General features: G+C 65.4%; 24 protein-coding genes and 1 tRNA gene. 11 read left to right on the forward strand and 14 right to left on the reverse strand.

Annotated features, from left to right (window positions below; translation table 11 throughout):
* Window positions 1–49 precede the first annotated feature (49 nt).
* Window positions 50–775 carry an ABC transporter ATP-binding protein gene (locus tag ABC977_RS15560; protein ID WP_369668217.1) on the forward strand — a complete coding sequence of 242 codons (726 nt, stop codon included), beginning with the start codon at window positions 50–52 and terminating at the stop codon, window positions 773–775.
* A gap of 103 nt (window positions 776–878) precedes the next feature.
* Here ABC977_RS15560 and ABC977_RS15565 read toward each other — a convergent pair whose 3' ends face one another.
* The 10 genes from ABC977_RS15565 to alaC form a co-directional block, all read right to left on the reverse strand.
* Window positions 879–1,643: a hypothetical protein gene (locus tag ABC977_RS15565; protein WP_369668196.1), complete on the reverse strand. Its 765-nt coding sequence runs from the start codon at window positions 1,641–1,643 to the stop codon at window positions 879–881.
* A gap of 121 nt (window positions 1,644–1,764) precedes the next feature.
* The gene (gene glgX, locus ABC977_RS15570) at window positions 1,765–3,870 is read right to left on the reverse strand and encodes a glycogen debranching protein GlgX (RefSeq protein WP_369668197.1); all 2,106 of its coding nucleotides are present in this window, start codon (window positions 3,868–3,870) and stop codon (window positions 1,765–1,767) included.
* A 90-nt stretch (window positions 3,871–3,960) separates the two neighbouring features.
* Window positions 3,961–5,100, reverse strand: coding sequence for an MFS transporter (locus tag ABC977_RS15575; RefSeq protein WP_369668198.1), 1,140 nt, complete (start codon window positions 5,098–5,100; stop codon window positions 3,961–3,963).
* 51 nt (window positions 5,101–5,151) lie between these two features.
* Complete coding sequence (gene aroC, locus ABC977_RS15580) at window positions 5,152–6,249, reverse strand: chorismate synthase (protein WP_369668199.1); 1,098 nt, start codon at window positions 6,247–6,249, stop codon at window positions 5,152–5,154.
* 40 nt (window positions 6,250–6,289) lie between these two features.
* A complete protein-coding gene (locus tag ABC977_RS15585; RefSeq protein WP_369668200.1) occupies window positions 6,290–7,639 on the reverse strand; it encodes a TolC family outer membrane protein in 1,350 nt (449 codons plus the stop codon).
* Window positions 7,640–7,756: 117 nt separating this feature from the next.
* Complete coding sequence (locus ABC977_RS15590) at window positions 7,757–8,368, reverse strand: MarC family protein (RefSeq protein ID WP_369668201.1); 612 nt, start codon at window positions 8,366–8,368, stop codon at window positions 7,757–7,759.
* 78 nt (window positions 8,369–8,446) lie between these two features.
* Window positions 8,447–10,966: a sensor domain-containing protein gene (locus ABC977_RS15595; protein ID WP_369668202.1), complete on the reverse strand. Its 2,520-nt coding sequence runs from the start codon at window positions 10,964–10,966 to the stop codon at window positions 8,447–8,449.
* Between the two features lie 122 nt (window positions 10,967–11,088).
* Window positions 11,089–12,177 carry a phosphoglycerate mutase gene (locus ABC977_RS15600; protein ID WP_369668203.1) on the reverse strand — a complete coding sequence of 363 codons (1,089 nt, stop codon included), beginning with the start codon at window positions 12,175–12,177 and terminating at the stop codon, window positions 11,089–11,091.
* 12 nt (window positions 12,178–12,189) lie between these two features.
* Window positions 12,190–13,506 carry a homoserine dehydrogenase gene (locus ABC977_RS15605; protein WP_369668218.1) on the reverse strand — a complete coding sequence of 439 codons (1,317 nt, stop codon included), beginning with the start codon at window positions 13,504–13,506 and terminating at the stop codon, window positions 12,190–12,192.
* Between the two features lie 61 nt (window positions 13,507–13,567).
* Window positions 13,568–14,770, reverse strand: a complete 1,203-nt coding sequence (gene alaC / locus ABC977_RS15610; RefSeq protein WP_369668204.1) for an alanine transaminase — start codon at window positions 14,768–14,770, stop codon at window positions 13,568–13,570.
* A 141-nt stretch (window positions 14,771–14,911) separates the two neighbouring features.
* On the opposite strand from alaC, the gene ABC977_RS15615 reads away from it, so the two are divergent.
* From ABC977_RS15615 to ABC977_RS15625, 3 genes are all read left to right on the forward strand, one after another.
* Window positions 14,912–15,289 (forward strand): Mth938-like domain-containing protein, encoded by a 378-nt coding sequence (locus tag ABC977_RS15615; RefSeq protein ID WP_369668205.1) that lies wholly within the window; start codon window positions 14,912–14,914, stop codon window positions 15,287–15,289.
* Between the two features lie 118 nt (window positions 15,290–15,407).
* Window positions 15,408–16,091, forward strand: coding sequence for a hypothetical protein (locus ABC977_RS15620; RefSeq protein ID WP_369668206.1), 684 nt, complete (start codon window positions 15,408–15,410; stop codon window positions 16,089–16,091).
* A gap of 168 nt (window positions 16,092–16,259) precedes the next feature.
* Window positions 16,260–16,335: transfer RNA gene (locus tag ABC977_RS15625), tRNA-Thr, on the forward strand.
* A 464-nt stretch (window positions 16,336–16,799) separates the two neighbouring features.
* Here ABC977_RS15625 and ABC977_RS15630 read toward each other — a convergent pair.
* From ABC977_RS15630 to rsgA, 4 genes are all read right to left on the reverse strand, one after another.
* Window positions 16,800–17,081 (reverse strand): helix-turn-helix transcriptional regulator, encoded by a 282-nt coding sequence (locus ABC977_RS15630; protein WP_369668207.1) that lies wholly within the window; start codon window positions 17,079–17,081, stop codon window positions 16,800–16,802.
* Window positions 17,074–17,400: a type II toxin-antitoxin system RelE/ParE family toxin gene (locus ABC977_RS15635; RefSeq protein WP_369668208.1), complete on the reverse strand. Its 327-nt coding sequence runs from the start codon at window positions 17,398–17,400 to the stop codon at window positions 17,074–17,076. Before ABC977_RS15635 ends, ABC977_RS15630 begins: the two co-directional genes overlap by 8 nt.
* A gap of 38 nt (window positions 17,401–17,438) precedes the next feature.
* Window positions 17,439–17,588, reverse strand: coding sequence for a hypothetical protein (locus ABC977_RS15640; RefSeq protein ID WP_369668209.1), 150 nt, complete (start codon window positions 17,586–17,588; stop codon window positions 17,439–17,441).
* A 136-nt stretch (window positions 17,589–17,724) separates the two neighbouring features.
* The gene (gene rsgA, locus ABC977_RS15645) at window positions 17,725–18,783 is read right to left on the reverse strand and encodes a ribosome small subunit-dependent GTPase A (protein ID WP_369668210.1); all 1,059 of its coding nucleotides are present in this window, start codon (window positions 18,781–18,783) and stop codon (window positions 17,725–17,727) included.
* A gap of 529 nt (window positions 18,784–19,312) precedes the next feature.
* Between rsgA and ABC977_RS18330 the strand changes: the two genes are divergently transcribed.
* The 7 genes from ABC977_RS18330 to ABC977_RS15680 all read left to right on the forward strand — a co-directional run bounded on the left by ABC977_RS18330 (window position 19,313) and on the right by ABC977_RS15680 (window position 23,682).
* Entirely contained in the window at window positions 19,313–19,528 is a 216-nt protein-coding gene (locus ABC977_RS18330) for a hypothetical protein (RefSeq protein ID WP_439849198.1), read from the forward strand.
* Window positions 19,529–19,617: 89 nt separating this feature from the next.
* Window positions 19,618–19,902, forward strand: coding sequence for a hypothetical protein (locus tag ABC977_RS15655; protein WP_369668211.1), 285 nt, complete (start codon window positions 19,618–19,620; stop codon window positions 19,900–19,902).
* Window positions 19,903–19,905: 3 nt separating this feature from the next.
* Entirely contained in the window at window positions 19,906–21,618 is a 1,713-nt protein-coding gene (locus ABC977_RS15660; protein ID WP_369668212.1) for a DegT/DnrJ/EryC1/StrS family aminotransferase, read from the forward strand.
* Window positions 21,619–22,214: 596 nt separating this feature from the next.
* The gene (locus ABC977_RS15665; protein ID WP_369668213.1) at window positions 22,215–22,424 is read left to right on the forward strand and encodes a hypothetical protein; all 210 of its coding nucleotides are present in this window, start codon (window positions 22,215–22,217) and stop codon (window positions 22,422–22,424) included.
* 1 nt (window position 22,425) lies between these two features.
* Window positions 22,426–22,698 carry a type II toxin-antitoxin system RelE family toxin gene (locus ABC977_RS15670; protein WP_369668214.1) on the forward strand — a complete coding sequence of 91 codons (273 nt, stop codon included), beginning with the start codon at window positions 22,426–22,428 and terminating at the stop codon, window positions 22,696–22,698.
* 179 nt (window positions 22,699–22,877) lie between these two features.
* Entirely contained in the window at window positions 22,878–23,417 is a 540-nt protein-coding gene (locus ABC977_RS15675; protein ID WP_369668215.1) for an RpnC/YadD family protein, read from the forward strand.
* A gap of 34 nt (window positions 23,418–23,451) precedes the next feature.
* The gene (locus ABC977_RS15680) at window positions 23,452–23,682 is read left to right on the forward strand and encodes a hypothetical protein (RefSeq protein ID WP_369668216.1); all 231 of its coding nucleotides are present in this window, start codon (window positions 23,452–23,454) and stop codon (window positions 23,680–23,682) included.
* Window positions 23,683–23,879: the final 197 nt, after the last annotated feature.

Below are 23,879 nucleotides of genomic sequence, written 5' to 3' on the forward strand. Positions count from 1 at the left end.
CTCCGCGCCCTCCGACGAGCGCACGCAACTCCTCGTGCGCGGCCTGACGATGGCCTATGGCGACTTCGTCGTGATGCGCGATCTCGACTTCGCGATCCAACGCGGCGACATCTTCATCATCATGGGCGGCAGCGGGTGCGGCAAGAGCACCTTGATGCGGCACATGATCGGCTTGAAACAGCCGGCAGCCGGCAAGATCCTGATCGCGGGCCAGAGCCTGTGGGATACCGAGGGCGCCACGCGCGAGGCCCTGCTGCGGCGCCTCGGGGTCATGTATCAGAGTGGCGCGCTGTGGAGTTCGCTGACACTGGCCGAGAACATCGGTCTGCCGTTGCAGCAATTCACGGCGCTGCCGTCCAAGCGGATCCGTGAGATCGCGAGCTACAAGCTGGCATTGGTCGGCTTGGCCGGATTCGAGGACCATTACCCGGCCGAGATCAGCGGCGGCATGCAGAAGCGCGCCGGGGTCGCCCGTGCGATGGCGTTGGACCCCGAGGTGCTGTTTTTCGACGAGCCCTCGGCCGGTCTCGACCCGGTCAGCGCCCGCCGGCTCGACGACCTGATCCTCGAACTGCGCGAAAGCCTCGGCACCACGATGGTCGTCATCACCCATGAGCTCGCGAGCCTGCTGCGGATCGGCACCAACGCCATCTTTCTCGATGTCGAGACGCGCACCCAGATCGCCCAGGGGGCACCGCGAACCCTCGCTGAACACTGCCACCATCCGCGGGTGCAGGCCTTCCTGTCCCGCGGCACCACCGGCGAAGCCCAGTGACCATGTAACGATCGGCGCCGGCGGGCGCCACGCCGACGACTCGCCCCTCGTCACGGCTCGCGTGGTTCCGCCCGCGGCGCGCAGCAGCGGCCAGGGCCGCGGCTCATTCGGGGCCGTCGTCGGGCCTCCGGGGTGCGACCTCGGTCGCTCCGGCCAGGATCCGGTCGAGGAGTTCCTCGTCCGGGATCGCAAAACGCAGCGCGAAGGCCCCTCCAGGACCGACGCGAAAAGGCCGGCCGTACAGATCGACGACCGCACCCGGCGGACCGCTGCCGAAGACCAGCAGCTCGGCTTGGGTCTCGACACCATCGGACCGGCGCGATACGGCGCGATACCCCGCCGCGGCCGGACCACGGCCCGGGGCACCGCTCGTCGAATCCCGGGCTCGCGATGGCGCTCCGGCGATGCCCGCCCCGGCAATCTCCTCGAGCAGCCAGCCCCACTGCGACGGGACCACGGGCTCCGAGACCGACTCGGGCCGCATGCCGGGCTCCCGAGCCTGCCGGGCAGCCGGCACCGATTCATCACCGCCGATCTGGAACGCGCGGCGCGTCGAGCGACACAGGACCAGCCAGCCGCCGTCGGCGCTGGCCAGGCCCAGCTCGGCCTCGTAATCACCGCTACCGGCGAGCGGGATCAGGCTCTGCCCGCGGTGCGCGGCGGCTCGCTCTCCGAGGTCGATCGCGGCGATCGGCTGAACCGTCCCGTTGCACTGCACCCGACGCAGACGAAGCAAGGCGCGGGTGGCACCGACACCGCCGGGGAACTCGGCATCGAGTCGTGCCCACGCGAGCGCGCCGACCTCCCACTGGATCCGCGCCGCGGCAGGCGCGACGAACTCGATGGACAGCTCGGATCGCGATGACACCACCGAGCTCGTGTTCGCGCCGCGATTCCCGCTCCCCGCCTCATCGCTGTTCGTCGCCGTGATACTGGATCGCGAGGCGGCCTGTTGCCCCTCGAAGTCGCCCAGGACGGGCCTCGGTCGTCTAACGGACCGCATCGGACCCGCGGTAATAGGCCTCGAGCACGACGACGCTGTGTGGCGCGACCCGATAGCGACCTCCGTCGACAGGCGCCTGATCGAGCGGCGGGGCGATGTCCTCCGGAGGTTCGAGGGCCGTATCGACCGAACGATGCCAGACGCGGTCGGCCCGAGCCGGTAACGCGAAGTCGGCCGCACCCTCGTCCATGTTGAGCATCACATGCAGATCGGCCTCCTCCTCGGCGCGACCGTTCAACGTGAAGGCCAGGATCCGCGCGCCCTCGTCGTCCCACGGCGGGGCCTCCAGTTCGCAGCCGTGCCAACTGATATCGGGCAGCCCGGACGCCGGGCGGTGTCGCCCGGACAGGAAATAGCGACGTTGCAAGCTCGGATGGCGCTTGCGCAGCGCGATCAGTTCGCGCGTGAACCGGAGCAGATCGTGATGGGTCTCCAGCAGGGTCCAATCGAACCAGGAGGTCGCATTGTCCTGGCACCAGGCATTGTTGTTCCCGCCCTGGGAGCGCATCACCTCGTCGCCAGCCAACATCATCGGAACCCCCTGGCTGACCATCAGCATCGTTAAAAAATTGCGGACTTGCCGCCGGCGCAAGGCCAGGATTCCAGGGTCGCCGGTCGGCCCCTCGGCACCGCAATTCCAGCTCAGGTTATCGTTCGTTCCATCGCGATTGTCTTCGTGATTGGACTCGTTGTGTTTTCGATCATAGCTGACCAGATCGGCCAGTGTGAACCCATCGTGACAGGTCACGAAATTGACGCTGTTGATCGGAAGCCTCAGGTTCGCCTCGTAGAGATCGCTGCTGCCGGCGATCCGCGTCGCCACCTCGCTGATCAGCCCGCCGTCGCCGCGGACGAAACGCCGGATGCTGTCGCGATACCGTCCGTTCCACTCCATCCAGCGGTAACCGGGAAAGCTACCGACCTGATAAAGGCCCGCGGCGTCCCAAGCCTCGGCGATGATCTTGCTCGAGGCGAGCGTATCCGAGAGCTCGATGCCCCAGATGACCGGTGGATGGGCCATCGGTTGCCCGACCCCATCGCGCGCCATCGCGCTGGCCAGATCGAAACGAAAGCCATCGACGTGCATCTCGCGGACCCAATATTCGAGGCTGTCGATGATGAAGCGGCTGACGAACGGGTGGTTCGCGTTGAACGTGTTGCCGCATCCGGTGAAATCCAGGTAGATACTCTTGTCGATCGGATCCAGGCAATAGAAGGTTTCGTTGCCGAAGCCCTTGAAATTGATCATCGGGCCGCGGGCGTTCCCTTCGGCCGTGTGATTGAAGACGACATCCATGATGACCCCGATCCCGGCGCGGTGCAGGGCCTTGACCATGTCGCGGAACTCGTTGCGATGAGCACCCTGCTCCGGATCGACGCAGTAGCCGGGGTGCGGCGAGAAGAAGCTGTGGGTGCTATAGCCCCAGTAGTTCGTCAGTCCGGCCGCCATCACCGCCTTCGGCACGTCCTGCTGGTCGAACGCCATCACCGGCATCAGCTCGACGTGCGTGATGCCGAGCGACTGCAGATACGGGATCTTCTCGATCAGCCCGGCGAAGGTCCCCGGGTGGCCGACGCGCGACGATGGGTGCCGAGTGAAGCCCCCGACGTGCAGCTCGTAGATGATGGTCTCCTCGGACGGGATCCGCAGCGGTTGATCGCCCTCCCAGTCGTAATCGTCAGCGAGCACGACGGCGCGGAGCGAGTCGTGCGGGCGCGGTCCTTCGCGCAAGCGCCGCCCCCGATCCCAGGCCGCGGCGGTGATCTCGCGGGCCCACGGGTCCACCAGTTCGACCCGGTGATCGAAACGCCAGCCCTGGCCCCGGGGATCCTGAGGGCCCTCGAGACACCAGGTATAGTGGGTACCGGGCGGCAGATCCAGCACGAGTACGTGCCACGAGAAGAAGGTGTGATTGAGCTGCGGATCGAGCCGGATGCGCTGGAAGGGCTCGGGGCTGGTGGCCGTCGCGTACAGCAGCAGCTCGGCACCGGTGGCATGACGGCTGTAGATGGAGAAATTGACACCGAACTCATCGAGTGTCGCCCCCATCGGATAGCGGCGCCCCGGGCGGGTCTCATAAGGGCCTGTCATGACGAGGATCCTAGTGCATTTGCGGGAATTCAAGGCAGGTGTTCATTCGGCACCCATCGGCGTGAGCAACGCTGCGAGCCGCGGGCCGGTTCAGTAGCGGCGCGCCCGATCGACCCAAAACCAGGCCAGCCACCAGGCCAGCACGGCAATCCCGGCACTGACAGCAAAGGTCGGCGCCGCACCGAAGGCGCTCCACAGGTACCCGCACAGCAAGGCCCCGGCAGCGCCTCCGGCACCGAAGCTCAAGCTATTGTACAGGGCCTGCCCGCGTCCCTGCGTGCGACCGGGAAAATAATGATAGGCCAAGTGGATGGCCGCCGCGTGAAAGGCCCCGAAGGTCGCCGCGTGCATGGCCTGCGCTAGAACCTGTACCGCGATCAGATCGGTGAATCCGGCGATCAGCAGCCAACGCAGCACCGCCAGCGCGACACTGGCGAGCAGAACACGGCGGGCGCCGAAGGCCTCCAGCAACCGATGCATGACGAGAAAGACCAGCACCTCGACGACCACGGCCCAGGCCCACAAGGCACCGACCACCGGGGTCGCGTAGCCGGCCGCCTTCAGATGGATCGAGTAGAAGGCGTAATAGGCGCCGTGGCTCATCTGCATCAACAGGCCGGTGGCCAGGAACGCCAGGATCTCCGGCCGCCGCAGTAGTGCCATCACCGAGGGCGATGGGGTCTCCCCCCAGCGCATCGGACCCTCCGGCACCAGCAAGGAACTGACCCAGATGCCGCAATAGAGCACCAGCACGACCATCGGCACCACCGAGGTCCCCAAATGCTGCAACCCCAGGCCCAAGAGACCGACCGACAGGATGAAGCCGATCGAGCCCCACAGACGAATGCTGGCGTAACGATTGACGCGCTCGCCGAGATGGCTGAAGGTCACGGCCTCGACCTGCGGCAGCGAGGCGTTCCAGAAGAAGCTGAACAGGACCATGACCAGCGCCATCTCGACAAATCCGTCGGCGACGAAGATCGCGGTAAAGCAGATTGTCGACAGCAGTGTCGCCAGCCTGACGATCGGCATCCGGTAGCCTCGCCGGTCGGCCAGCCAGCCCCACAGATTCGGCGCAACGATCTTGGTCGCCATCAGGATCGCGACCAACTGACCGATCGCCAGCGGCGAAAACCCCCGCTCTTGCAGATACAGGCCCCAGTACGGCACCAGCGCGCCGAGCGAGCCGAAGTAGAAGAAGTAGTAGCTGGCCAGTCGCCAATAAGGCATGGTGGGGCGGGCTCGTCCGGGCGGCCGCCGCGCCGTGACGAGGCGGTGGCTTCAGGCGTGCGCCGGAACGCGCGGTGTGGTGGGCCGAACGCCGGCGTTCTGACCGCGATGGCGCAGGAGATGATCGATCAGGACCAGCGCCACCATCGCCTCCGCGATGGGTGTGGCACGGATGCCGACACAGGGGTCATGGCGGCCCTTGGTGACGATCTCGGTCGCGGCGCCGGTGGTATCGATGGTGCGCCCGGGCAGGCGGATACTCGAGGTCGGCTTCAGCGCCAAGCGCGCGACCAGGTCCTGGCCGGTCGAGATCCCGCCTAGGACCCCGCCGGCGTTGTTGCTGACGAAACCGGCCGGCGTCAGCGGGTCCCGGTGTTCGCTGCCGCGCTGCGTCACGACCGCGAAGCCGGCACCGATCTCGACGCCCTTGACGGCATTGATCCCCATCAAGGCATGCGCGATGTCGGCATCGAGCCGATCGAACACCGGTTCACCGAGTCCGGGCGGGACGCCGGTCGCGACGACCGTGACCTCGGCACCGATCGAGTCGCCGTCCTTGCGCAACGCATCCATGAAGGCCTCGAGCTCGGCGACCCGCGCCGGGTCGGGACAGAAGAAGGGATTGGTCTCGATGGCGTCCCAATCGACGGTCGCTGGGCGGATCGGACCCAACTGCGACAGATAGCCACGCACCTCGATGCCGTGCTGGACGAACAGATACTTCTTCGCGATGGCCCCGGCGGCGACGCGGATCGCGGTCTCGCGCGCGGACGAGCGACCGCCGCCGCGGGGATCGCGCCGCCCGTACTTCATCGTGTAGGTGTAGTCGGCGTGACCGGGTCGAAACCGCTCGGCGATCTCCGAATAGTCCTTCGAGCGCTGGTCCTCGTTCTCGATCAGGAGCCCGATCGGCGTGCCGGTCGTGTGCCCCTCGAAGACCCCGGAGAGGATCCGCACCCGATCCGGTTCGCGTCTTTGCGTCGTATGGCGCGAGGTGCCCGGCCGCCGGCGATCGAGGTCTCGTTGCAGATCCGCCTCGCACAAAGGCAGGCCGGGCGGACAGCCATCGACGATCCCGCCGATCGCCGGGCCATGGCTTTCGCCGAAGCTGGTCAGCACGAAAAGCTTGCCGATGCTGTTTCCGGACATCAGGAGTGACTCTAGCCAGTGCGGGACGCAAACCAGCCCATCAATAGGCCGGCGGAGGGATGATGTCGTCGGGGTTCAACCAGGCATTGCCCCTCGCGAGCACGTCGCGCGTCAGGGTGCTGGTCGCCTCGTGCAGCCGAATGCCATTGATGATGTACTCGTAGCGGGCGCTCAAATACTCGAACTCGGCCTCGAACAGCCGCTGCTGGGCGGCCAGGACATCGACCTGAGTTCGGGTCCCGACCTCGAGCCCGGCCTGCGTCGACTCGAGCGCCGAGCGGGTCGACACGATGGCCGCCTGGCGGGCCTGGACGTCGCTGATATTGGACAGCACGCCGCGGAAGGCGTCCTTGACCTGATTCAGCACGGCCCGGCGCTGCTGATCGAGGCGATCCTGCGCGGCACTGAAGTCGTAGCCGGCCTGGCGGGTCCGCGAGGCCACCGCGCCGCCCTGGAAGATCGGGACATTGAGCTGGAGCCCGATGAAGGCGGTATCCGAGTCGGTATTGAACTCGGCCCCGGAGCGAGCGAGGCTGTAACCGGCCTGCAGATCGAGGGTCGGCAAATGCCCGCTGCGCTCGATGTCGATCTGCCGTTTGGCCGCCTCCGCGGCTTGTTGCGCGGCGACGATCCCGAAATTGTTTACCAACGCTGTCTCGGCCCACTGGTCGATGTCGTTCGGCTCTGGCGGCGACAAGGGCAGCGTGTCGCCGAGCCGGGCCAAGGGCACCCGGATCGGGCCAACGATCCGCCGCAACGCCTCCCAGGCGTTATCCAGACCGTTCTCGGCCGCGATCAGGTTGGCTCGCGAGCGGTCGAAGGCCGCCTGGGTCTCGTTGACATCGGTGATCGCGACCAACCCGACCTCGAAACGCTGTTGGGATTGCTCCAACTGCCGCTCGTTGGCCCTTACGAACGCCTCCTGAACCCGCACCAGATCGGCCGCCCGCAGAACATTGAAATAGGCCACCGCCGTGCGAACCATCAGCGCGATCTGGACGTCCCGATACTGGGCCTCGGCCTGGGCGATGGTCGCATCGCTCTGGGCCAGACGAATCCAGTTGGCACGGTCGTAGACGGACTGAGACAAGACCGCCGACAGATCTTGCTGATCGAAGGTCTCGTTGCGGCTGAAACGCCCCCCGGCATTCTGGCCCCGGGCCGAGACGTTCGAGTAACTCGTCGACCCCTGGAGCCCGATGTTCGGCAGCAACAGCGCTTGTGCCTGAGGTTTGATCTCGCGCGTGGAGAAGAGGATCTGCTCGGCCTCGCGGACGGCCGGGTCATTCTGGACCGCAAGATCGTAGATATCGAGCAGGTCCTCGCCCTGACCCAACATGGGCAAGCCCAGGCATAGGAGGCTCATGATGACAGACAGTCGCTTCAACATCCTGATCGCGTCCTTTTCGCGTAAACGAGGCGACATAAACTACCATAAGTCGGGGGTGGTCGAGGCACCGATGATGCCGCGTCGAGGAGCGCGCGCGTAACGATTGTCCGCCACGCCTCACGCCTCCCCCAGCAACGAGGGCAAGGTCGCCAGGTAAGCCGTCACGCCATCCATCAGCATCTGGATGGCCATCATGATCAGCAACATCCCGGTCAATCGCACCAGCGCCCGCAAGGTCCGCGGTCCGAGCAGCTCCATCAGGAAGCCCGAGGCAATCAGGATGCCGGCACTCAGTCCCCAGGCCAGCGACATGGCGCCCCACCAGACCCAGAGTTGCTCCGGTTCGCGGCTGACCAACAACAAGAGCGCCGCGACTGCCGAAGGTCCGGCGATCATCGGGACGGCCAGCGGCACGATGAAGGGTTCCTCGGTGCTGTCATGGCGCGCCTTGTCGTCCGGCTCGGGAAAAACCATCCGTAGCGCGATCAGGAAGAGCACGACGCCGCCAGCGATCCCGAGCGCCGGCTGTTTGAGACCGAGATGACCGAGGATCGCCTCGCCGGCGAACAGGAACAGCAACAGCACCGCGTACGCGATCAACATCTCGCGCGCGATCAGGCGCAGACGTCGCCGCCTCGGATACCGCGCCAGCAAGGCTTGGAACACCGGGATGTTCCCGAGCGGATCCATGATGATGAAGAGCAGGATGACAGCCGACAAAAAATCCATCGCGACTCCTGGTCACCGACCAGGCGGGCCAGCCCCGCCAAGGGGGCACACAAATTTCGCCATCTCCTCCGAGGTCGATCAGGGGCCATCAGTGTGCGTCGACGCCGCGGTCCAAGCCGGGTCGGGCCGCCACTGCCGGATCCAGTCGGGAAGCCGCTCGGGGGACATCGGCGGTGCGATGCCGTAGCCTTGAGCGAGATCGCAGCCCAGGGCGAGCAGATGGAGACCGTGCTCGACGGTCTCGACGCCCTCGGCAATCACGGCGCGGTCGAAGGCCTTCGCCAGCCCGATGACACCGGCGACGATGGCGCGATCCTCGGCATCGCGCAGCATATCGCGGATGAACGACTTGTCGATCTTCAGCGCGGTCACCGGCAGCAGCTTCAGGTACGTGAGAGAGGAGTAGCCAGTGCCGAAATCGTCCAGTGCCGACTGGACACCGAGCTGCCGACACTCCTCGATGAGCTGGCTGACGTGCGCCAAGTCGTTGATCGCCGCTGTCTCGGTGATCTCGATCTCCAGGCCACCGCCATCGCCGACGCCAGCTCGACCCAGGTGAACGGCGAGTTGCGCGACGAAGCTGGGCCACTGCAGATGCCGGGCCGCGACGTTGACGCTGACCCCCATCCGCAGCCCCTGGTTCTGCCAGACGACCAGTTGGTGCAAGGCCGCCTCGATCACCCAGTCGCCGACCGCGACGATCAGGTCGCTGTCCTCGATCAACGGAAGGAACTCGGCCGGGGCCAGCAAGCCGCGGTCGGGATGATGCCAGCGGATCAGCGCCTCGACACCTCTGACCTGGCCCTGCCGCATGTCCACCTTGGGCTGGTAGTGGAGGACGAATTCGCCATCGGCGAGCGCCCGCTCGATGCGGTGGATCGCCTTCTGGCGCTCGAAGCCAGCGGTATCCTGATGGTCGTCGTAAAAGAAGTAGGTGTTCTTGCCGAGCTGCTTCGACCGGTACATCGCCTGGTCGGCCTGGCGGATCAGCGTATCGCTGTCGACGGACCGATCCGGAAACAGGGTGACACCGATGCTGGCGGTGACCGACAGCCGCTGCCCAGCGACGTCGAACGGCCGCCCGACGGTCGCCAGGATACGCTGCAGGATCTCGACACAAGCCGTCGGCTCCGACAGGTCGGCGAGCAGGAGGATGAACTCGTCGCCACCGACCCGGGCCACGGTATCGTTGCCGCGCACCTCGGCCCGAAGACGCTCGGCGAGCTGGACCAGCAGGTGGTCCCCAGCGCCGTGACCATAGCCGTCGTTGACCGGCTTGAACCCGTCGATGTCGAGGAAACAGACCGCGAGGCGGGTCCGCTCCCGCTGTGCCCTGGCCATCGCTTGATGCAAACGGTCGTGCAGCAGCATGCGGTTGGGTAGGCCGGTCAGCGCATCGAAATGGGCGATCCGCTCCAGCTCGGCCGCCTGGCGCTTGAGGGCACTGATGTCGGTGACGATGCCGACATAGTGGGAGGTCGCGCCCTGATCATCGAGCACCGCCGAGATGGTCAGCTGTTCCGGATACATTTCGCCGTTCTTGCGGCGGTTCCAGATCTCGCCACGCCAGACCTTTTCCTCGTGCAGCGACAGCCACATGGCGCGGTAGAAGTCGGGACCGTGACGGCCGGATTTGAGGATCGCCGGGGTACGCCCGATCAACTCGCTGCGGTCGTAGCCGGTGATCCGTACGAACGCATCGTTCACATCGATGATCGCGGCTTGCGGATCGGTAATCACGATCCCTTCCTGCGTATGCTCGAAGACACTGGCGATCAGCTTCAGTCGGGTTTCGGCCCGCTTGCGGGCGGTGATGTCCTGGAAGGTCACGGCGAACTGACCGGGCGCCGGGCAAAAGGCACGAACCTCGAAGTGCTTGTCGAGGGCGCTGCTGTAGGACTCGAAGGCATCCGCCTCGCCGGTCAGCGCCACCCGCCCATAACGGCTGATCCAGGCGGCTTCGGTATCGGGCAACAGGTCGCGGACACGGCGGCCCACGACCTCCTCAGCGCGCAGGCCCGTCATCCTCTCGAACGCCGGGTTGACGGCCAGGAACCGGTAATCGCAGGGACGCCCCGCGTCATCGAGGAGGATCTCATGCACCGCGAAGCCGTTGATCATCTCGGTGAACAGGATCTTGAATCGGTCATCGGATGACAGGCGGCCGCTCGCGGCGCGGGCCAGCGCGGCACCCTTGCGCGCGGTGATGTCCTGGATGGTCTCGATCGCGCCGATCATCTCGCCGTGCGGTCCATGCACGGGTGCCGCCGCGAAGGCGAGCCAACGCCCGCCGCCGGGGAAATGCGGGAAGTGATCCTCTGCCTCGTAGGCCCCGTCGAGGACAGCCGACCGCCGCCAATTGGCATAGTAATGCGCAAAGTCCGCCGCCGTCGCCCCGGCGACGATCAGGTCCGCCAGCACAGGGCGCGCCTCCGCGTAGAAGGGGCGCCATTGGTCGCATGTCCCGACCATCGTGGGTGCCGACACGCCGGTCAGGTGCGCGCAAGCCTGGTTCCACTGGATGACTCGGCGATCGGCGTCGATCACGAAGGTCGCAACCGGGGACCATTCGATGAGATCTCGTCCAGTCAGCAGCATGACATTCTCATTCCCGACAGGTCGTGCTCGTCATGCGGGCATGGCCGTTGTCCCGGCCGAGCGTCGCGCGCATCACCCGTGTTTCATCGGCACCGGATGGCCGACGCCCGCGTTTGGCGAGATCAGCCGCGGGCCACTGCACGACCGGGTCGAGGACTGTCTGGTTCATCGTCCGGATCCAACTGTTCCGCAAGGGTCCGGCGGCGGCGCCACAGGCGCCATTCGGTCCGGCGCGTGACCCGATAGCGAATACCGAGACCAGGATCCAGCTCGAAGCGGCCCAGGCGACCGCGTCGGACGGCACGAAACAGATCGGCGAGTCCCGCTTCGATCTCGTCCACGGCCGCGAGCCAGGCCGCTTCATCCCGGTCGCCCAGCGCCCGTTGCGGGCCATCCCAGTGCAAGAGCTGCGACCCCGCCTGCCACCCGAGATCCCAATCGGTCAAGCCGTTGGGCATGTCGGCGACCGGGGCGCCGGACCAGCGGGCCAATCCGATCGCCAGCGGCGAACGGCTTCGCACCGAGCCCCAGAGCGGCCCGGCCGGTGGCTTCGGGAGCTCTCCCCCACCAGACAGCCACAGACCATTGATCGCCGGCCGACCCGTGCGGAGGCGCTGCTGATTGACCTCGGCCTGGTGGAAGAGCATCTGGATCTCGTTGAGCCGCGTCGCCCATGGTCCCGCCGTGTCGCCGCGCGGCAGACCGCCCACGACCGGTTGACCGACGACGGCCTCCAACGGCAGCGTGGGCCAGGTCAGGGGATGGTCGGGCCGCAGGTACCAACGGTCGACGGTCGGCGCAACCAGGATCAGCCCGTCATCCGCGAAATGGGCATTGAACGTAGCGACCAGGGCATCGGCCTCGGCACGCTGAATAGAGAGAAATCGCGCGTCGAAGAGCCGCGCCCGGTCGCGATCCGGACGTAGATGGATCGGGTCGGCCCGCACCCAGTAGCCGGAAGGGTCGCCATCCGGGTCATCGGCCAAACGACGAAACGGCGCCGTCGGTCCGTCCGGGCCGTTCCCGATGGCGATGCCGAAGGCCGCGAAGAGCCCCGTGGGATCCCCGGCGATGCCAGGCAGCCGATCGGCTCGGCCGAGAAGGCACTCGACATGGGTCAGCCGCCGTGGCTTCCCCACCGCCGACACGGCCCAGGCGCGCGGGGCGGGACCGAGCAGCCCGGGCAGCAGCAGCGTCAGGTCGCGCGCCATCGCTGTCGTCGATCAACCCGCCAAGGTCTCCATACGGATCCGCACGACGTCGCCGCTGACGGCATCCAGTGCCTCGATCCGCGCGATGGCCTCGTCCATCAGGCCCTCCCGGACCCGATGCGTCAGCATGATCAAGGGGACATGGGTGTCGCCCTCGCCGGGCTCCTTCTGCTTGATCGCCTCGATGCTGATTCCGAGGTCGCCGAGGATCCCGGCCACCTGAGCCATGACACCAGGCTTGTCCCGCGCCGACAGCCGCAGGTAGTAGGCGGTCTCGATCTCGGACATCGGCAGGACCGGGGTATCGGCCAATTCGCTTGGCTGGAAAGCCAAATGCGGAACCCGATTGTTCGGATCGGTCGTCAACGCACGCACCACATCGACGACATCGGCGACGACCGCCGAGGCCGTCGGCAGAGACCCGGCACCGGCACCGTAATAGAGGGTCGGCCCCACGGCGTCACCCTTGACCAGCACCGCGTTCATGACGCCATCGACATTCGCGATCAATCGCCGGTGCGGGATCAGGGTCGGATGTACGCGCATCTCGATGCCGGCCGACACGCGACGCGCGATCCCCAGGTGCTTGATGCGATAGCCCAGCTCCTCGGCGAAGGCGACATCCTGCGCCTCGATGCGCGAGATTCCCTCGGTGAAGGTCTTGTCGAACTGAAGCGGGATGCCGAACGCGATCGCGGCCAGGATCGTCAGCTTGTGGGCCGCATCGATGCCTTCGACGTCGAAGGTCGGATCTGCCTCCGCATAGCCGAGCGCCTGGGCCTCGGCCAACACGTCTGCGAAATCGCGGCCCTTATCGCGCATCTCGGTCAGGATGAAGTTACCCGTGCCATTGATGATCCCGGCGACCCACTCGATGTGATTGCCAGCCAGCCCTTCGCGAAGCGCCTTGATGATCGGCACGCCACCGGCGACCGCCGCCTCGAACGCGACCATGACGCCGCGTTCCTGCGCCGCCGCGAAGATCTCGTTGCCATGCATCGCGATCAGTGCCTTGTTCGCGGTCACCACATGCTTGCCATTGGCGATCGCGCGCAGCACCAGTTCACGTGCTGGAGAGTAGCCCCCGATCAACTCGATGACGATCGCGACCTCCGGATCATCGACGACGGCGAAGGCATCCTGACCGATGTGGTCGATCTGATCGAGCCCGGCGATCGCCGCCGGGTCGTACTCGCGCGCCGCGGCGTGAACGATGCGAATCCCACGGCCGGCACGCCGGGCGATCTCCGCCGCATTGCGCGTCAAGACGGTCACGGTCCCGCCACCGACCGTCCCCAAGCCCAGCAGACCGATCTTGACCGGCGTCATCATTGCGTCCTCATCACATCATTAGGGACGGCGCAAAGGCCATCACAGGGTCGAATAGGGTCTAGGATCCAGCACGCGCATCGCGGCGCATCATGTCGCGAATGCCCTGCACCGCCTGGCGCGTGCGGTGCTCGTTCTCGATCAGGCCGAAGCGGACGTGCGTATCGCCGTACTCGCCGAACCCGATGCCGGGTGACACAGCGACCTTGGCGTCGCGCAGCAGCTTCTTCGAAAACTCGAGCGACCCCATCGCGCGATACTGGTCGGGGATCGGCGCCCACACGAACATCGTCGCCTTGGGTTTCTCGACCGGCCAACCGCAACGATTCAGGCCATCACACAAGACATCGCGGCGCCGCTCGTACTGCGCGGCGATCTCCCGCACGCAATCCTGCGGACCCTCGAGCGCGGTGATGGCGGCCACCTGGATCGGCGTGAAGGTACCGTAGTCCAGGTAAGACTTGATCCGCGCCAAGGCATTGACGAGGACGTTGTTGCCGCACATGAAGCCGATGCGCCAACCGGGCATGTTGTAGCTCTTCGACAGGGTGTAGAACTCCACCGCGATTTCCTTCGCGCCCGGAACCTGGAGGATCGACGGGGCCTGGTAGCCGTCGAACACGAGATCGGCGTAGGCCAGGTCGTGGACCACCCAAATCCCATACTCACGGGCGATATCGACCACCTGCTGGAAAAAATCCAGTTCCACGCATTGGGTCGTGGGGTTGCCGGGAAAATTCAACACGAGCATCTTCGGCTTCGGCCACGACTCTTGTATCGCGCGCCGCAGTTCCTCGAAGAAATCGACACCGGGCACCAGCTTGACATGGCGGACGTCGGCGCCGGCGATGATGAACCCGTAGGGATGGATCGGATAAGCCGGATTCGGCACCAGGACCGTATCCCCGGCGTCCATCGTCGCCAACGCCAAATGGGCCAAGCCTTCCTTGGAGCCGATCGTCACGATCGCCTGGGTGTCGGGATCCAGATGGACATCGAAGCGCTCGCGATACCAGTTGCAGATCGCCCGCCGCAGCCGCGGGATACCGCGGGACACCGAGTAGCGATGGGTGTCGCGCCGACTCGCCACCTCGCACAGCTTGTCGACGATGTGAACGGGCGTCGGCTGGTCCGGGTTACCCATGCCGAAATCGATGATGTCCTCGCCCCGAGCTCGCGCCGCGGCTTTCAACTCGTTGACGATGTTGAAGACATAGGGCGGCAGCCGTTCGATCCGGCGAAACTTGTCATCTGGGGCGACCACGAGGACCTCACGAGGGAATACAGGGTGGACGAGGATACAAGGGCCGAAGTTTAGCGCCCCCCAAGGAGAATAGAAATCCTGTCGTCGCGTGTCGTCGCCGGCCGCTTGTCGGCCGCATCGAGCATCGGTTAAGGTGCCGCCATGAGATTCACCGATGATGCCGACACGGCCAGCGGGTACCTGATTCAGGGCTACGAACCCGGGGCGATACAAATCGCCGGGCGGCGTTACCACGAAAGCCTGCTGATCGCGCCACGGCGACTCGTGCCAGGCTGGGGCCCGGACGAAGCCAGCGAGCTGACCGCGGACCACATCGCCGAACTGCTCGGCGTCGAGCCACGCCTGATCCTGCTCGGGACCGGTCGCCTGCAAGTCTTTCCGCCCCCGGCGGTGCTCGCCGTCCCGCGGCAGCAGGGCATCGGCATCGAGGTCATGGACACGGGCGCTGCCTGTCGGACATACAATATCCTCGTCGCCGAAGGCCGCGACGTGGTTGCCGGGCTACTGATGATCCGATGACGATGACCGAAGCGCAGCGATCCGGCGATGATGCGGCATCGTCATCCGGTTGGCCCTCGCACCGGGCTCCCCGCCATGCCGTGAATGGCCGCGACGCCATCATCAGGAACGACGTGAGATGATCATCAGCACCCTTCGATTGGTGATCCCCATCCTTTTGGTCGCCGCGCTCGGCATCTGGTTGTTCACGCCGGATAAAGCCGACGACACCGGGCAACCCCTGCCCTGGATGACCGAGCTCGACGCCGAGCAGCGCCTGAAGGTGTTCGGCTTCACACTCGGCGCGACGCCCATCGACGAGGTACGCACCGCGTTCGGTACACCTGGCGAGGCGATCCTCGTCGTCGACCCGGACGCACCCACCCCCTACCGCGCCGAGGTGCTGTTCGATCAGGTCACGTTGAACCGGCTGCGTGGTCACTTCCAGTTTCGTCTCGACGTCGATCAGGCCGCGTTGGCAGCGCTGCACGAAGCACATCAGGGCAGCGGCCGCCCGAGCCGCGGCCCAGCGCGGCTCACACTTGGCCCGACCGACAGCGCCGCGCTCGGCCAGTGGCCAATCGAGCAGATCATCTATCACCCGATGGCCCGTCTGCACGCTAGGCTGATCGAAAGCCGATTCGGCCCACCCGAGCAGCTGTTCGTCGACACCAACGGCGTGCAGCATTGGCTGTACCCACACCGCGGCATGGCGATCGGTCACGACCCGCGCGGCATGGTTCGGATCCAGTATGTCAACCCCGCGGACTTCGATCGGCTTCACGATCCTCTGCGCGACAATCACGCGGCGCCCGCTCGCTAGCGCCCCCAGGTCAGGCCGGCGCACCGTCGGCGGCGAGCGAGCACGACCCCGATGAAGCCAAGTCGCGAGTTGACCATTGTCACCCCGACTGGCTTTCACTACCATGTCGGCTCCTGGAGCGGAGCGGCCCGGGCTCACGGCACCCAACTCCAGAATCCCCTCCTTTACGCTGGCGTAGCTCAGTTGGCAGAGCAGCTGATTTGTAATCAGCAGGTCGTCGGTTCGAATCCGTCCGCCAGCTCCAATTAGAACAAGGATTTAGAGAGAAAGGCCGGCGCGTTTTACACTCCAAATGTCGTCTCGGGTAACGCTGGGGGTAACATTCTGGCAGCGCTTGACGGTTGCGCCGCCGCTCTAATCGCGTCATCGAGGGTCGCGCGCCCGAACCTCGGTCGGCCGCCCTTCGATCGCGTTCGGCTGACGTGACTCTTCAACTGGTCGGATCCAGGGTGCCACGACACGAATCGCGGACTCGTGCATGCTGAACGGCGGGCAGTGCATAAATCATCGGACGCTTTACACTGAAGCCACTGGCGAAGCTTTTTCGCTTCGAACCCGTCCGACAGCAATAAACGAATCGCTGCGGCTATGTCAGGGTGAGTGACCGAGTAACCCTGCAATGCGGCATCGAGGTATTTCACTGTGCGATCTTCGCGGCGTGCCAGCAGGAACGGCGACAGTGCTTGGCCGCCTAGTCTGCGCAAGAGATCATCGCCCAGCTTCCAAACGCACCACGGTTCTTGAACCCGTCGCGCGGGCGTAGCGGTCCAGGGTCCGCAGGCTCGGGAGGGCGCGCCCGCTCTCCAGTCGAGCAATGGTGGATTGCGATGTGCCCATGCGCTCAGCGACTTGAGCCTGGCTCAGACCCGCGCGGGTGCGAGCGGCGATCAGCTCTCTGGCAATCGCATATTCGCCTTCCATGGCTTCGTATTCGGCGCGGGTCTCGGGGTCTTCCAAGAGACGGCCTTTCAGCTCGGCAAGCTCAGTCATGGGTCAGTTTCTCCAAACGGGCGCGGGCCGTTTCCAAGGCGCGGCGCGGTGTCTTCTGGGTCTTCTTGATGGAGACGTGAACCACGGTCAGGCGTTGCCCGGTGCGGGCCACATAGACGGCGCGGGCAATACCATCGCGGCCCTTCATGCGCATTTCCCACAGCTTGCCTTCCAGGTGGCGGATGTGCGGCATCCCGACCTGTTGCGGGCCGAAGTTTTGCAGCAGCTCGGCCACATGCACGAAGCGAGCGCGGATGTCGGCGGGCATGGCGACCAGCTCCGCCTCGGCCTCGGGCAGTAGATGGATCGTCCAGCGCATCGCTAAGTATATCCCCTTTTTGAGATGGCGAAGGCCAGTCAACCAGGCTGGCGGTGGCGGGGCAGCTCCACCACGTTACCCGCCTCGATGAGTCGCTGGCCGGACAGGATGAGCAACCGCACGATGGCGTTGAACTGACTGCTCTCGCTCGCGGTGGCCTGCCAGATCAACGGTGGCGTAGGTGTCACGCGATCCCGCCGGGCGGCCACCGAACCTGAGTGGCCACGGCCTCTCGGCTGCTGGCAGAAGGATTCAACGAGGCGAGAGCCGGTGGCGCCCACGGATTCTTCGCGCTTGCCACCGGCTCTCGAACACCACGGCCTGTCAGCGACCGTGGTCCCGCTTTTTGGCGGCCACGGTTGCCTTGACCATCTTCCCGAATACCCGATCGCGCCGGCGGCGCTCGTGTTCGGCCAGGCTGTGGCGCCCCTCCGCCAGGAGCTTCAGGTAGTGTGCCCAGGCGTCGGGGTCCACCGCGCCCCGTTCGACCGCGGCCCGCACCGCGCAGCCGGGCTCCGCTTGGTGGGTGCAGTCGACGAACCGGCAGGCGCGCGCGAGCTCCGCGATGGAGCTGAACTGCCGGTCCACCCCCTCCTCCGCCACCAGGCCCACCTCCCGGATACCCGGCACGTCGATCATGCAGGCACCACCGGGCAGGCGTATGAGCGACCGGGAGGTCGTGGTATGCCGCCCTTTGGCATCGCGCCGGGTGGCCCGGGTCTCCTGCAGCGGCTGCCCGGCCAGGTTGTTGGTCACCGTCGACTTGCCCACCCCGGACGACCCGACGACCACCAGCGAAGTGCCGGGTTCGAGCCAGGGCGAGAGACGCTCGGCCAACGGATCGCGCAGCGCGTCCACCGCGAGGACGTCCGCGCCCGCGGGAAGGCGCCTGCGCACGCGCTCGGCCGTACGCTCCGGGTCGTCGGCCAGGTCGGCCTTGGTCAACAGCACCAGGGGCAGGACATCGGCCTGGGCGGCCAGGACCAGGTAGCGCTCGACGCGGTGGAGATTGAATTCACCATCCAAGCCGCTCACGACCAGCATCAGGTCGATGTTCGCCGCCAGGGGCTGGGCATCGATTCCACCCGCCTCGCGCCGCTCGATCAAGCTGCGTCGATCGAGGCGCTCGACGATGACCGGCGCATCCGCTGCCAACAGTACCCAGTCCCCCACCGTCACGTAATGCGTGTCGGCATGGAGATGGTGGAGTCGGCCCGCCAAGGTCGCCGGGAACGCTTCCAACCCGGAATCGACGAACCAGCACCCCCGCTCCACCCGCACGACACGCGCCGGGCGAACCGACCCCAACTGCGCCAGGGGGATCTGGGTGGTAAAGAAGTTGCTCCAGCCCAGCGGCTGCAGCCGTGAAAGATCGATGGACACAAGGTCATCCTCTCAACGAATCGTCTGGTGCGCAGGCGCACAAAAGCCCCGCTACGCGCGTAACGGAACAGTTGTTGAGAAGGCCGGGCCTACCTTACTTAACGTATTTAACGAAGGTGCAGCCCGGCGGCGATGACAAGGTCCATCAAGCCTCCGGCGGTGGTTGTATGGCACGCCCTCCGACGGGCGCGCAGCGAATCATAGCAGGACGATGCCCTTCAAGCATCGTCCGCTCTGGCTACTCGCGGCGACGGCTCGAAGATCCGTACGCCCGAGCCAACTGATGAGAATGCTGTCCATGCCTGGATGCTACCCGTCTCCATCCGGTCGCCACAGAACGACTTGTCCCTTCTCGTTTAACTCGCTGTCAGCTTGGCGCGGCGAATCAACCAGTCGTCAAGCGGCTGGACACCGGAGGAAAAACCCTCGACTCGATGCGTCGAGGAGAGCGGCGCAGGGGCCTCGAGGGTCACGTCTCCCAAGTGCTCGGGGCGGCCATCAGGCGCTCGTAGCCCTCTCCCGCGGGAGGATGGTCCAGTACGGCGAGGAAGTGCTCGTACGTCTCTCGGTCGACCCGGACCAGCGTCTGATCGAGCAGCGTCTCCTCGGCGTCCCGGCCCGCCAGATCGGCTGGATGAGCCGACACGGCGAGCGCCTCGACCTGCCGCTCACCGGCAGCGCCGACGCCACCTGCCCCGCCACCGGCCACACCTACCGCCTCAAAAACGGTACCATCGACACCTGATCGATTCGCCACGGACGAACACCGAACATCACGGACTTTCTTTCTTCCGTGTGTCTCCGTGTTCTTCCGTGGCAAAACAGAGTTGGAACATGCAAGTCGAAGCCATCTATCGCCAAGGCCGCCTCGAGTTCATAGCGCCCCTGAAACTCAAGCACGATACCGTGCGGGTCCTCGTCGAGGTGCCCGATGCGGAGATCGAATTTCAAGCGGACGATCAGGGCCTGCCACCAGATGTCATCGCGCGGGCACGGGCCATGCGTGAAGCCCTGGATGCCATCCGCGACGCCCCGTTGCCGCCAGATGAGGAATTGCCCGAGCCCACACAGAAACAGCAAGACCGCTGGGAAGCCTTCGGCTTGCGCGAGAACGCTTGACACATGGATCTCTTACTCGATGTCAATGTCGCGGTCGATAGCTGCGTCGGTCGCAAGCCTTGGTGCCAATGGGTCGACCTCGCGTTGGCCAAATGCACGGCCGAGGGTGGACGCCTGTGGCTCTATGCCGGCAGTGTCCAGACCCTGGACTATGTCACGCGAAACGAGCTCAGGCGCACCCAGTCGGTTGGGGCGGCACCTCCGTCGGCGAGACAGCTCGAGGCGCGCGCCAAGGCGCTCCTCGCGGCCTTCACAGCGGACAAGCAGTGGTTGGCCGCGCTCGCGGGCGAAGGGCCAGTCTTCGACTGCGCGGATTCAGAGGACGAACAGCTCTTGCGCGCCCTCGATCGTTTCGCGCCCGGCTCGATCAAGTTGCTGACGCGCGATGAACGCCTCTTGGAGCATCACCGCGACCGCACGATCTCGCCCGAGGCGTACTGTCGAGAACCCCTTTCTCGGCGGTCGATGCATTTCGTCGACCTCGAAACCCAGCAAGCCGCGATCCGACCCGAGTTGGAGCGCAACCTTCACCGCGTGCTGCACCACGGCCAATACATCCTCGGTCCCGAGGTGCGCGAGCTCGAGGCGCGCCTCGCCGCCTACACCGGCGCCAAGCACGTCATCACGGTCGCGAGCGGCACCGAGGCGCTGCTGATCAGCCTGATGGCGCTTGGCATCGGTCCGGGCGATGAGGTCATCACGACGCCCTTCACCTTCGTCGCCACCGTCGAGGTCATCGTCCTCGTTGGCGCCACGCCGGTCTTCGTCGACATCGACCCGGCCACCGGCAACATCGACGCCGCGCTGATCGAAGCGCGGATCACGGACAAGACCAAGGCCATCATGCCGGTCAGCCTCTACGGCCAGCCGGCCGACATGGACGCGATCAACGCCATCGCCGCCCGCCACGGGCCTATCCCGGTCATCGAAGACGCCGCCCAGAGCTTCGGCGCCACCTACAAAGGCAAGAAGAGCGGCAACCTGAGCACCCTCGGCTGCACCAGCTTCTTCCCGAGCAAGCCGCTGGGCTGTTACGGCGATGGCGGGGCCATCTTCACCAGCGACGACAGCCTCGCCCAAGCCTGCCGCGAGATCCGCGTCCACGGCCAAAGCGCGCGCTACGTCCACACCCGCGTAGGCGTCGGCGGACGCATGGACAGCCTGCAATGCGCCGTCGTCCTCGCCAAACTCGACCGCTTCGATGAAGAGATCGCCCAACGCCAAGCCGTCGCGCGCCGCTACCAGGATTTATTGGCCACGGAAGAACTCGGAAGAACACGGACAACAACGGACAACAAGAACCTCCGTGACGTCCCCGCTTCCTCCGTGGCCCAAGAACCCCCACACGTCCGTGTTCTTCCGTGTTCTTCCGTGGCCCGAGAACCCCCACACGTCCGTGTCCTTCCGTGTTCTTCCGTGGCCAACCCTCTTCCGTGGCCCAAAGAAGACCGCACCAGTGTCTTCGCCCAGTACAGCCTCCTGGTCGCGGACCGCGCGCCACTCCAAGCCAAGCTCCAGGCCGCCGGCATCCCCACCGCCGTACACTACCCGATCCCGCTCAACGAGCAACCGGCCTATGCCCACCTCGCCGGCACCGAAGGCACCCCGATCGCCGCGCAGATCGCCCGCCAGATCCTGTGCCTGCCCATGCACGCCGACCTGAGCGAAGCCGAGCAACGCCGCATCGTCGCGACCCTGCTGGACGCCATGGATTAGCCACGGATCCACACGGCTGACGGAGGAGATCCGTGTGCATCCGTGTCAATCCGTGGCCACCCGTCAATCAGCCCGTAGGTCGGGTTAGGCGCGCCGGCATGGCGGTCGCCAAGCAGGAGCAGGCCCCCGCGCGCCGTAACCCGACGGGCCGGTGTTCGGGTTTGGGCGGGATTTTGAGCGCGAGGTCGGGTTAGCGCAGCGTAACCCGACATCGGGAACTGACCAGCGCTGTCTAAGCCTCGTGGCCGCTCTGCACCGCGTCCAGGCGGCAGAGGTGCGCTCGGCATCGGCGGGCGCCTGGGCACGCTGCCATGCGACGTCGTCCTCGCCAAACTCGACCGCTTCGGGGAAGATTCTCGCGCAAAGCCGCCAATCCTCCCCGCTCAACGCCGTACCCCAGCGCACGGATCGTCGTGTGAAACCTGACCCCGCGACCTGGCCCCTTGATTTTGTGCATTCAGTAAACTGTCACCGTAATTCCCACCGTAATTCCGTAATTCCGCGCAAGTTCAGATGTGGCAACGCAAGACTTGACCTCAAAGCCCGTGTCTCTCATTGTTGATGAGAATCCGTGACCCTGCTGGAGAAGCGACACGATGCACCTAACCGTCCGCATTCCTGACCGGGCAGCCTCGGCGCTAGCCGGATTGGCCAAGGCACGCGGCCAGACCCCGGAACAAGTCATTACCGCCCTGGTGGAGCATTACCTAGAAGACGCGGAGGACCTCGCGGACGCACTGGAGGCCATTGACGACGGCGAGGCCCCGATTCCACTGGAGCAAGTGAAGCGCGACCTCGGTTTCTGACATGCCCTGGAAGGTTGCCCTCAAGCCCAGCGCTAAGCGTCAGTTGGCGAAGCTGGATCGCCCGGTGCAGAAGCGACTTTTGGACTTCATGGATAGATTGACCGGGCGCGATGATCCGCGCGAGTTGGGGCGTGCGCTGCAGGGTCTTCATCAGCTCTACAAGTTTCGCGTCGGGGACTATCGCATCATCGCGCAGATTCAAGACCAAACACTGTTGGTGGTGGTCAAGGTCGGTCACCGGCGCGAGGTCTACCGTAATCTTGACGGGCTTTGATCCCGGTACGGCACCTGATCCCAGCACGAGATGATGCTGAACCTGGCGACCCCGATACAGGAGACGAAGGCGTATCACACGATCTTCGCCCACGCCGAGGGCAAAGATTCGTAGGTCGGGTTAGCGCAGCGCAACTCGACATCAGGAACTTAGGCGCGAAGAACAAGGCGAAGACCCAGATGATCCTCTTTGCGTCTTTGCGCGAGCCATTCCTTGCCCTCCACGACATCTCGGCCAGGAGCAGCGCGGAGATCAAGGGCGAAGTCTTATCCCGACTGGTCCAGCTCGCGCTCCGGCACATCTACAGCGACCAGCCCGCCGAGCGGCTGCGCGAGCTGCTCGGGCTGATCGCCAAGGTCAGCCGCGACCCCACCGCGCTCGACATTCTGGAATCCCTGCTGCGCTACTATGTCCAAGGCACTGGCCGGCTCACTGAGCGACAGGTCCGCACACTCCTCGAACAAACCCTCTTCGGAGAGCCCCTGATGGAGACCTTCATCGACAGGTACATTGCCCAAGGTGAGCAGCGTGGCAAACAGCTAGGCGAGCAGCATGGCCGTGCCACCATCCTTCTACGCCTGATCGAGCGCAAGTTCGGCCCACCGAGCGAGGCGGTGCGCGAGCGGGTTACGCAGGCCAATCCGGAAGTCCTTCTGGAATGGTCGGAACGGATCCTCGAGGCACAGACCTTGGACGAGGTCATCGGTGGCCTATGCTAGACTGCGCATATGGCGATTAGAGTTCAGCAACCTCATGACTGACGAGACGGAAAACCTGGTCCTGACCATTTTGAAAGATATTCAGGCTCGGACGAAACGCTTGGATGATCGCATGGCCAACCTTGAGCTGCGGATGACTGCCCAAGAGCAACATCTCGGCACGCTTGTTCTATCCTTACCGTCTATTCATGACCGTGTGGATGCATTGACCAGACGACTGGAGCGCGTAGAAAGCCGATTGGAACTGAGAAACGCCGATCCTTAGTGGACACCTGAGTCCCCACCGAGGCGCACCCCGCCATGGAGCGAAGCATAGACGAGTAATGCTGGAAAGCAAGACTTGACCCCATGGCTCGTGTGACCCCATGGCTCGCTTCGACTTCGAACTCGAATCGGTCCCGCTCACGCCCGAGACCCTGGCCGGCGCCGACGGCGTGCTGCTCGCCACCGACCACGACCGCT

Source organism: Thioalkalicoccus limnaeus (assembly GCF_041197575.1).
In the GTDB taxonomy this organism is placed as follows: domain Bacteria; phylum Pseudomonadota; class Gammaproteobacteria; order Chromatiales; family Chromatiaceae; genus Thioalkalicoccus; species Thioalkalicoccus limnaeus.

Excerpts from the sequence above, each read along its gene's own strand:
- ABC977_RS15635 (WP_369668208.1), bottom strand. The coding sequence starts at position 17,400 with ATGCGCTGGACGATCCATCTACTGCCCGAGGCCGAGGCGGAGCTGGTC.
- ABC977_RS15670 (WP_369668214.1), top strand. The coding sequence starts at position 22,426 with ATGCCCTGGAAGGTTGCCCTCAAGCCCAGCGCTAAGCGTCAGTTGGCG.
- ABC977_RS15630 (WP_369668207.1), bottom strand. The coding sequence starts at position 17,081 with ATGACTGAGCTTGCCGAGCTGAAAGGCCGTCTCTTGGAAGACCCCGAG.
- ABC977_RS15575 (WP_369668198.1), bottom strand. The coding sequence starts at position 5,100 with ATGCCTTATTGGCGACTGGCCAGCTACTACTTCTTCTACTTCGGCTCG.
- ABC977_RS15655 (WP_369668211.1), top strand. The coding sequence starts at position 19,618 with ATGCAAGTCGAAGCCATCTATCGCCAAGGCCGCCTCGAGTTCATAGCG.
- glgX (WP_369668197.1), bottom strand. The coding sequence starts at position 3,870 with ATGACAGGCCCTTATGAGACCCGCCCGGGGCGCCGCTATCCGATGGGG.
- ABC977_RS18330 (WP_439849198.1), top strand. The coding sequence starts at position 19,313 with ATGGTCCAGTACGGCGAGGAAGTGCTCGTACGTCTCTCGGTCGACCCG.
- ABC977_RS15595 (WP_369668202.1), bottom strand. The coding sequence starts at position 10,966 with ATGCTGCTGACTGGACGAGATCTCATCGAATGGTCCCCGGTTGCGACC.
- aroC (WP_369668199.1), bottom strand. The coding sequence starts at position 6,249 with ATGTCCGGAAACAGCATCGGCAAGCTTTTCGTGCTGACCAGCTTCGGC.
- ABC977_RS15665 (WP_369668213.1), top strand. The coding sequence starts at position 22,215 with ATGCACCTAACCGTCCGCATTCCTGACCGGGCAGCCTCGGCGCTAGCC.
- ABC977_RS15605 (WP_369668218.1), bottom strand. The coding sequence starts at position 13,506 with ATGACGCCGGTCAAGATCGGTCTGCTGGGCTTGGGGACGGTCGGTGGC.
- ABC977_RS15620 (WP_369668206.1), top strand. The coding sequence starts at position 15,408 with ATGATCATCAGCACCCTTCGATTGGTGATCCCCATCCTTTTGGTCGCC.
- ABC977_RS15660 (WP_369668212.1), top strand. The coding sequence starts at position 19,906 with ATGGATCTCTTACTCGATGTCAATGTCGCGGTCGATAGCTGCGTCGGT.
- ABC977_RS15560 (WP_369668217.1), top strand. The coding sequence starts at position 50 with ATGGCCTATGGCGACTTCGTCGTGATGCGCGATCTCGACTTCGCGATC.
- ABC977_RS15585 (WP_369668200.1), bottom strand. The coding sequence starts at position 7,639 with ATGTTGAAGCGACTGTCTGTCATCATGAGCCTCCTATGCCTGGGCTTG.
- ABC977_RS15675 (WP_369668215.1), top strand. The coding sequence starts at position 22,878 with ATGATCCTCTTTGCGTCTTTGCGCGAGCCATTCCTTGCCCTCCACGAC.
- ABC977_RS15680 (WP_369668216.1), top strand. The coding sequence starts at position 23,452 with ATGACTGACGAGACGGAAAACCTGGTCCTGACCATTTTGAAAGATATT.
- ABC977_RS15600 (WP_369668203.1), bottom strand. The coding sequence starts at position 12,177 with ATGGCGCGCGACCTGACGCTGCTGCTGCCCGGGCTGCTCGGTCCCGCC.
- ABC977_RS15615 (WP_369668205.1), top strand. The coding sequence starts at position 14,912 with ATGAGATTCACCGATGATGCCGACACGGCCAGCGGGTACCTGATTCAG.
- ABC977_RS15590 (WP_369668201.1), bottom strand. The coding sequence starts at position 8,368 with ATGGATTTTTTGTCGGCTGTCATCCTGCTCTTCATCATCATGGATCCG.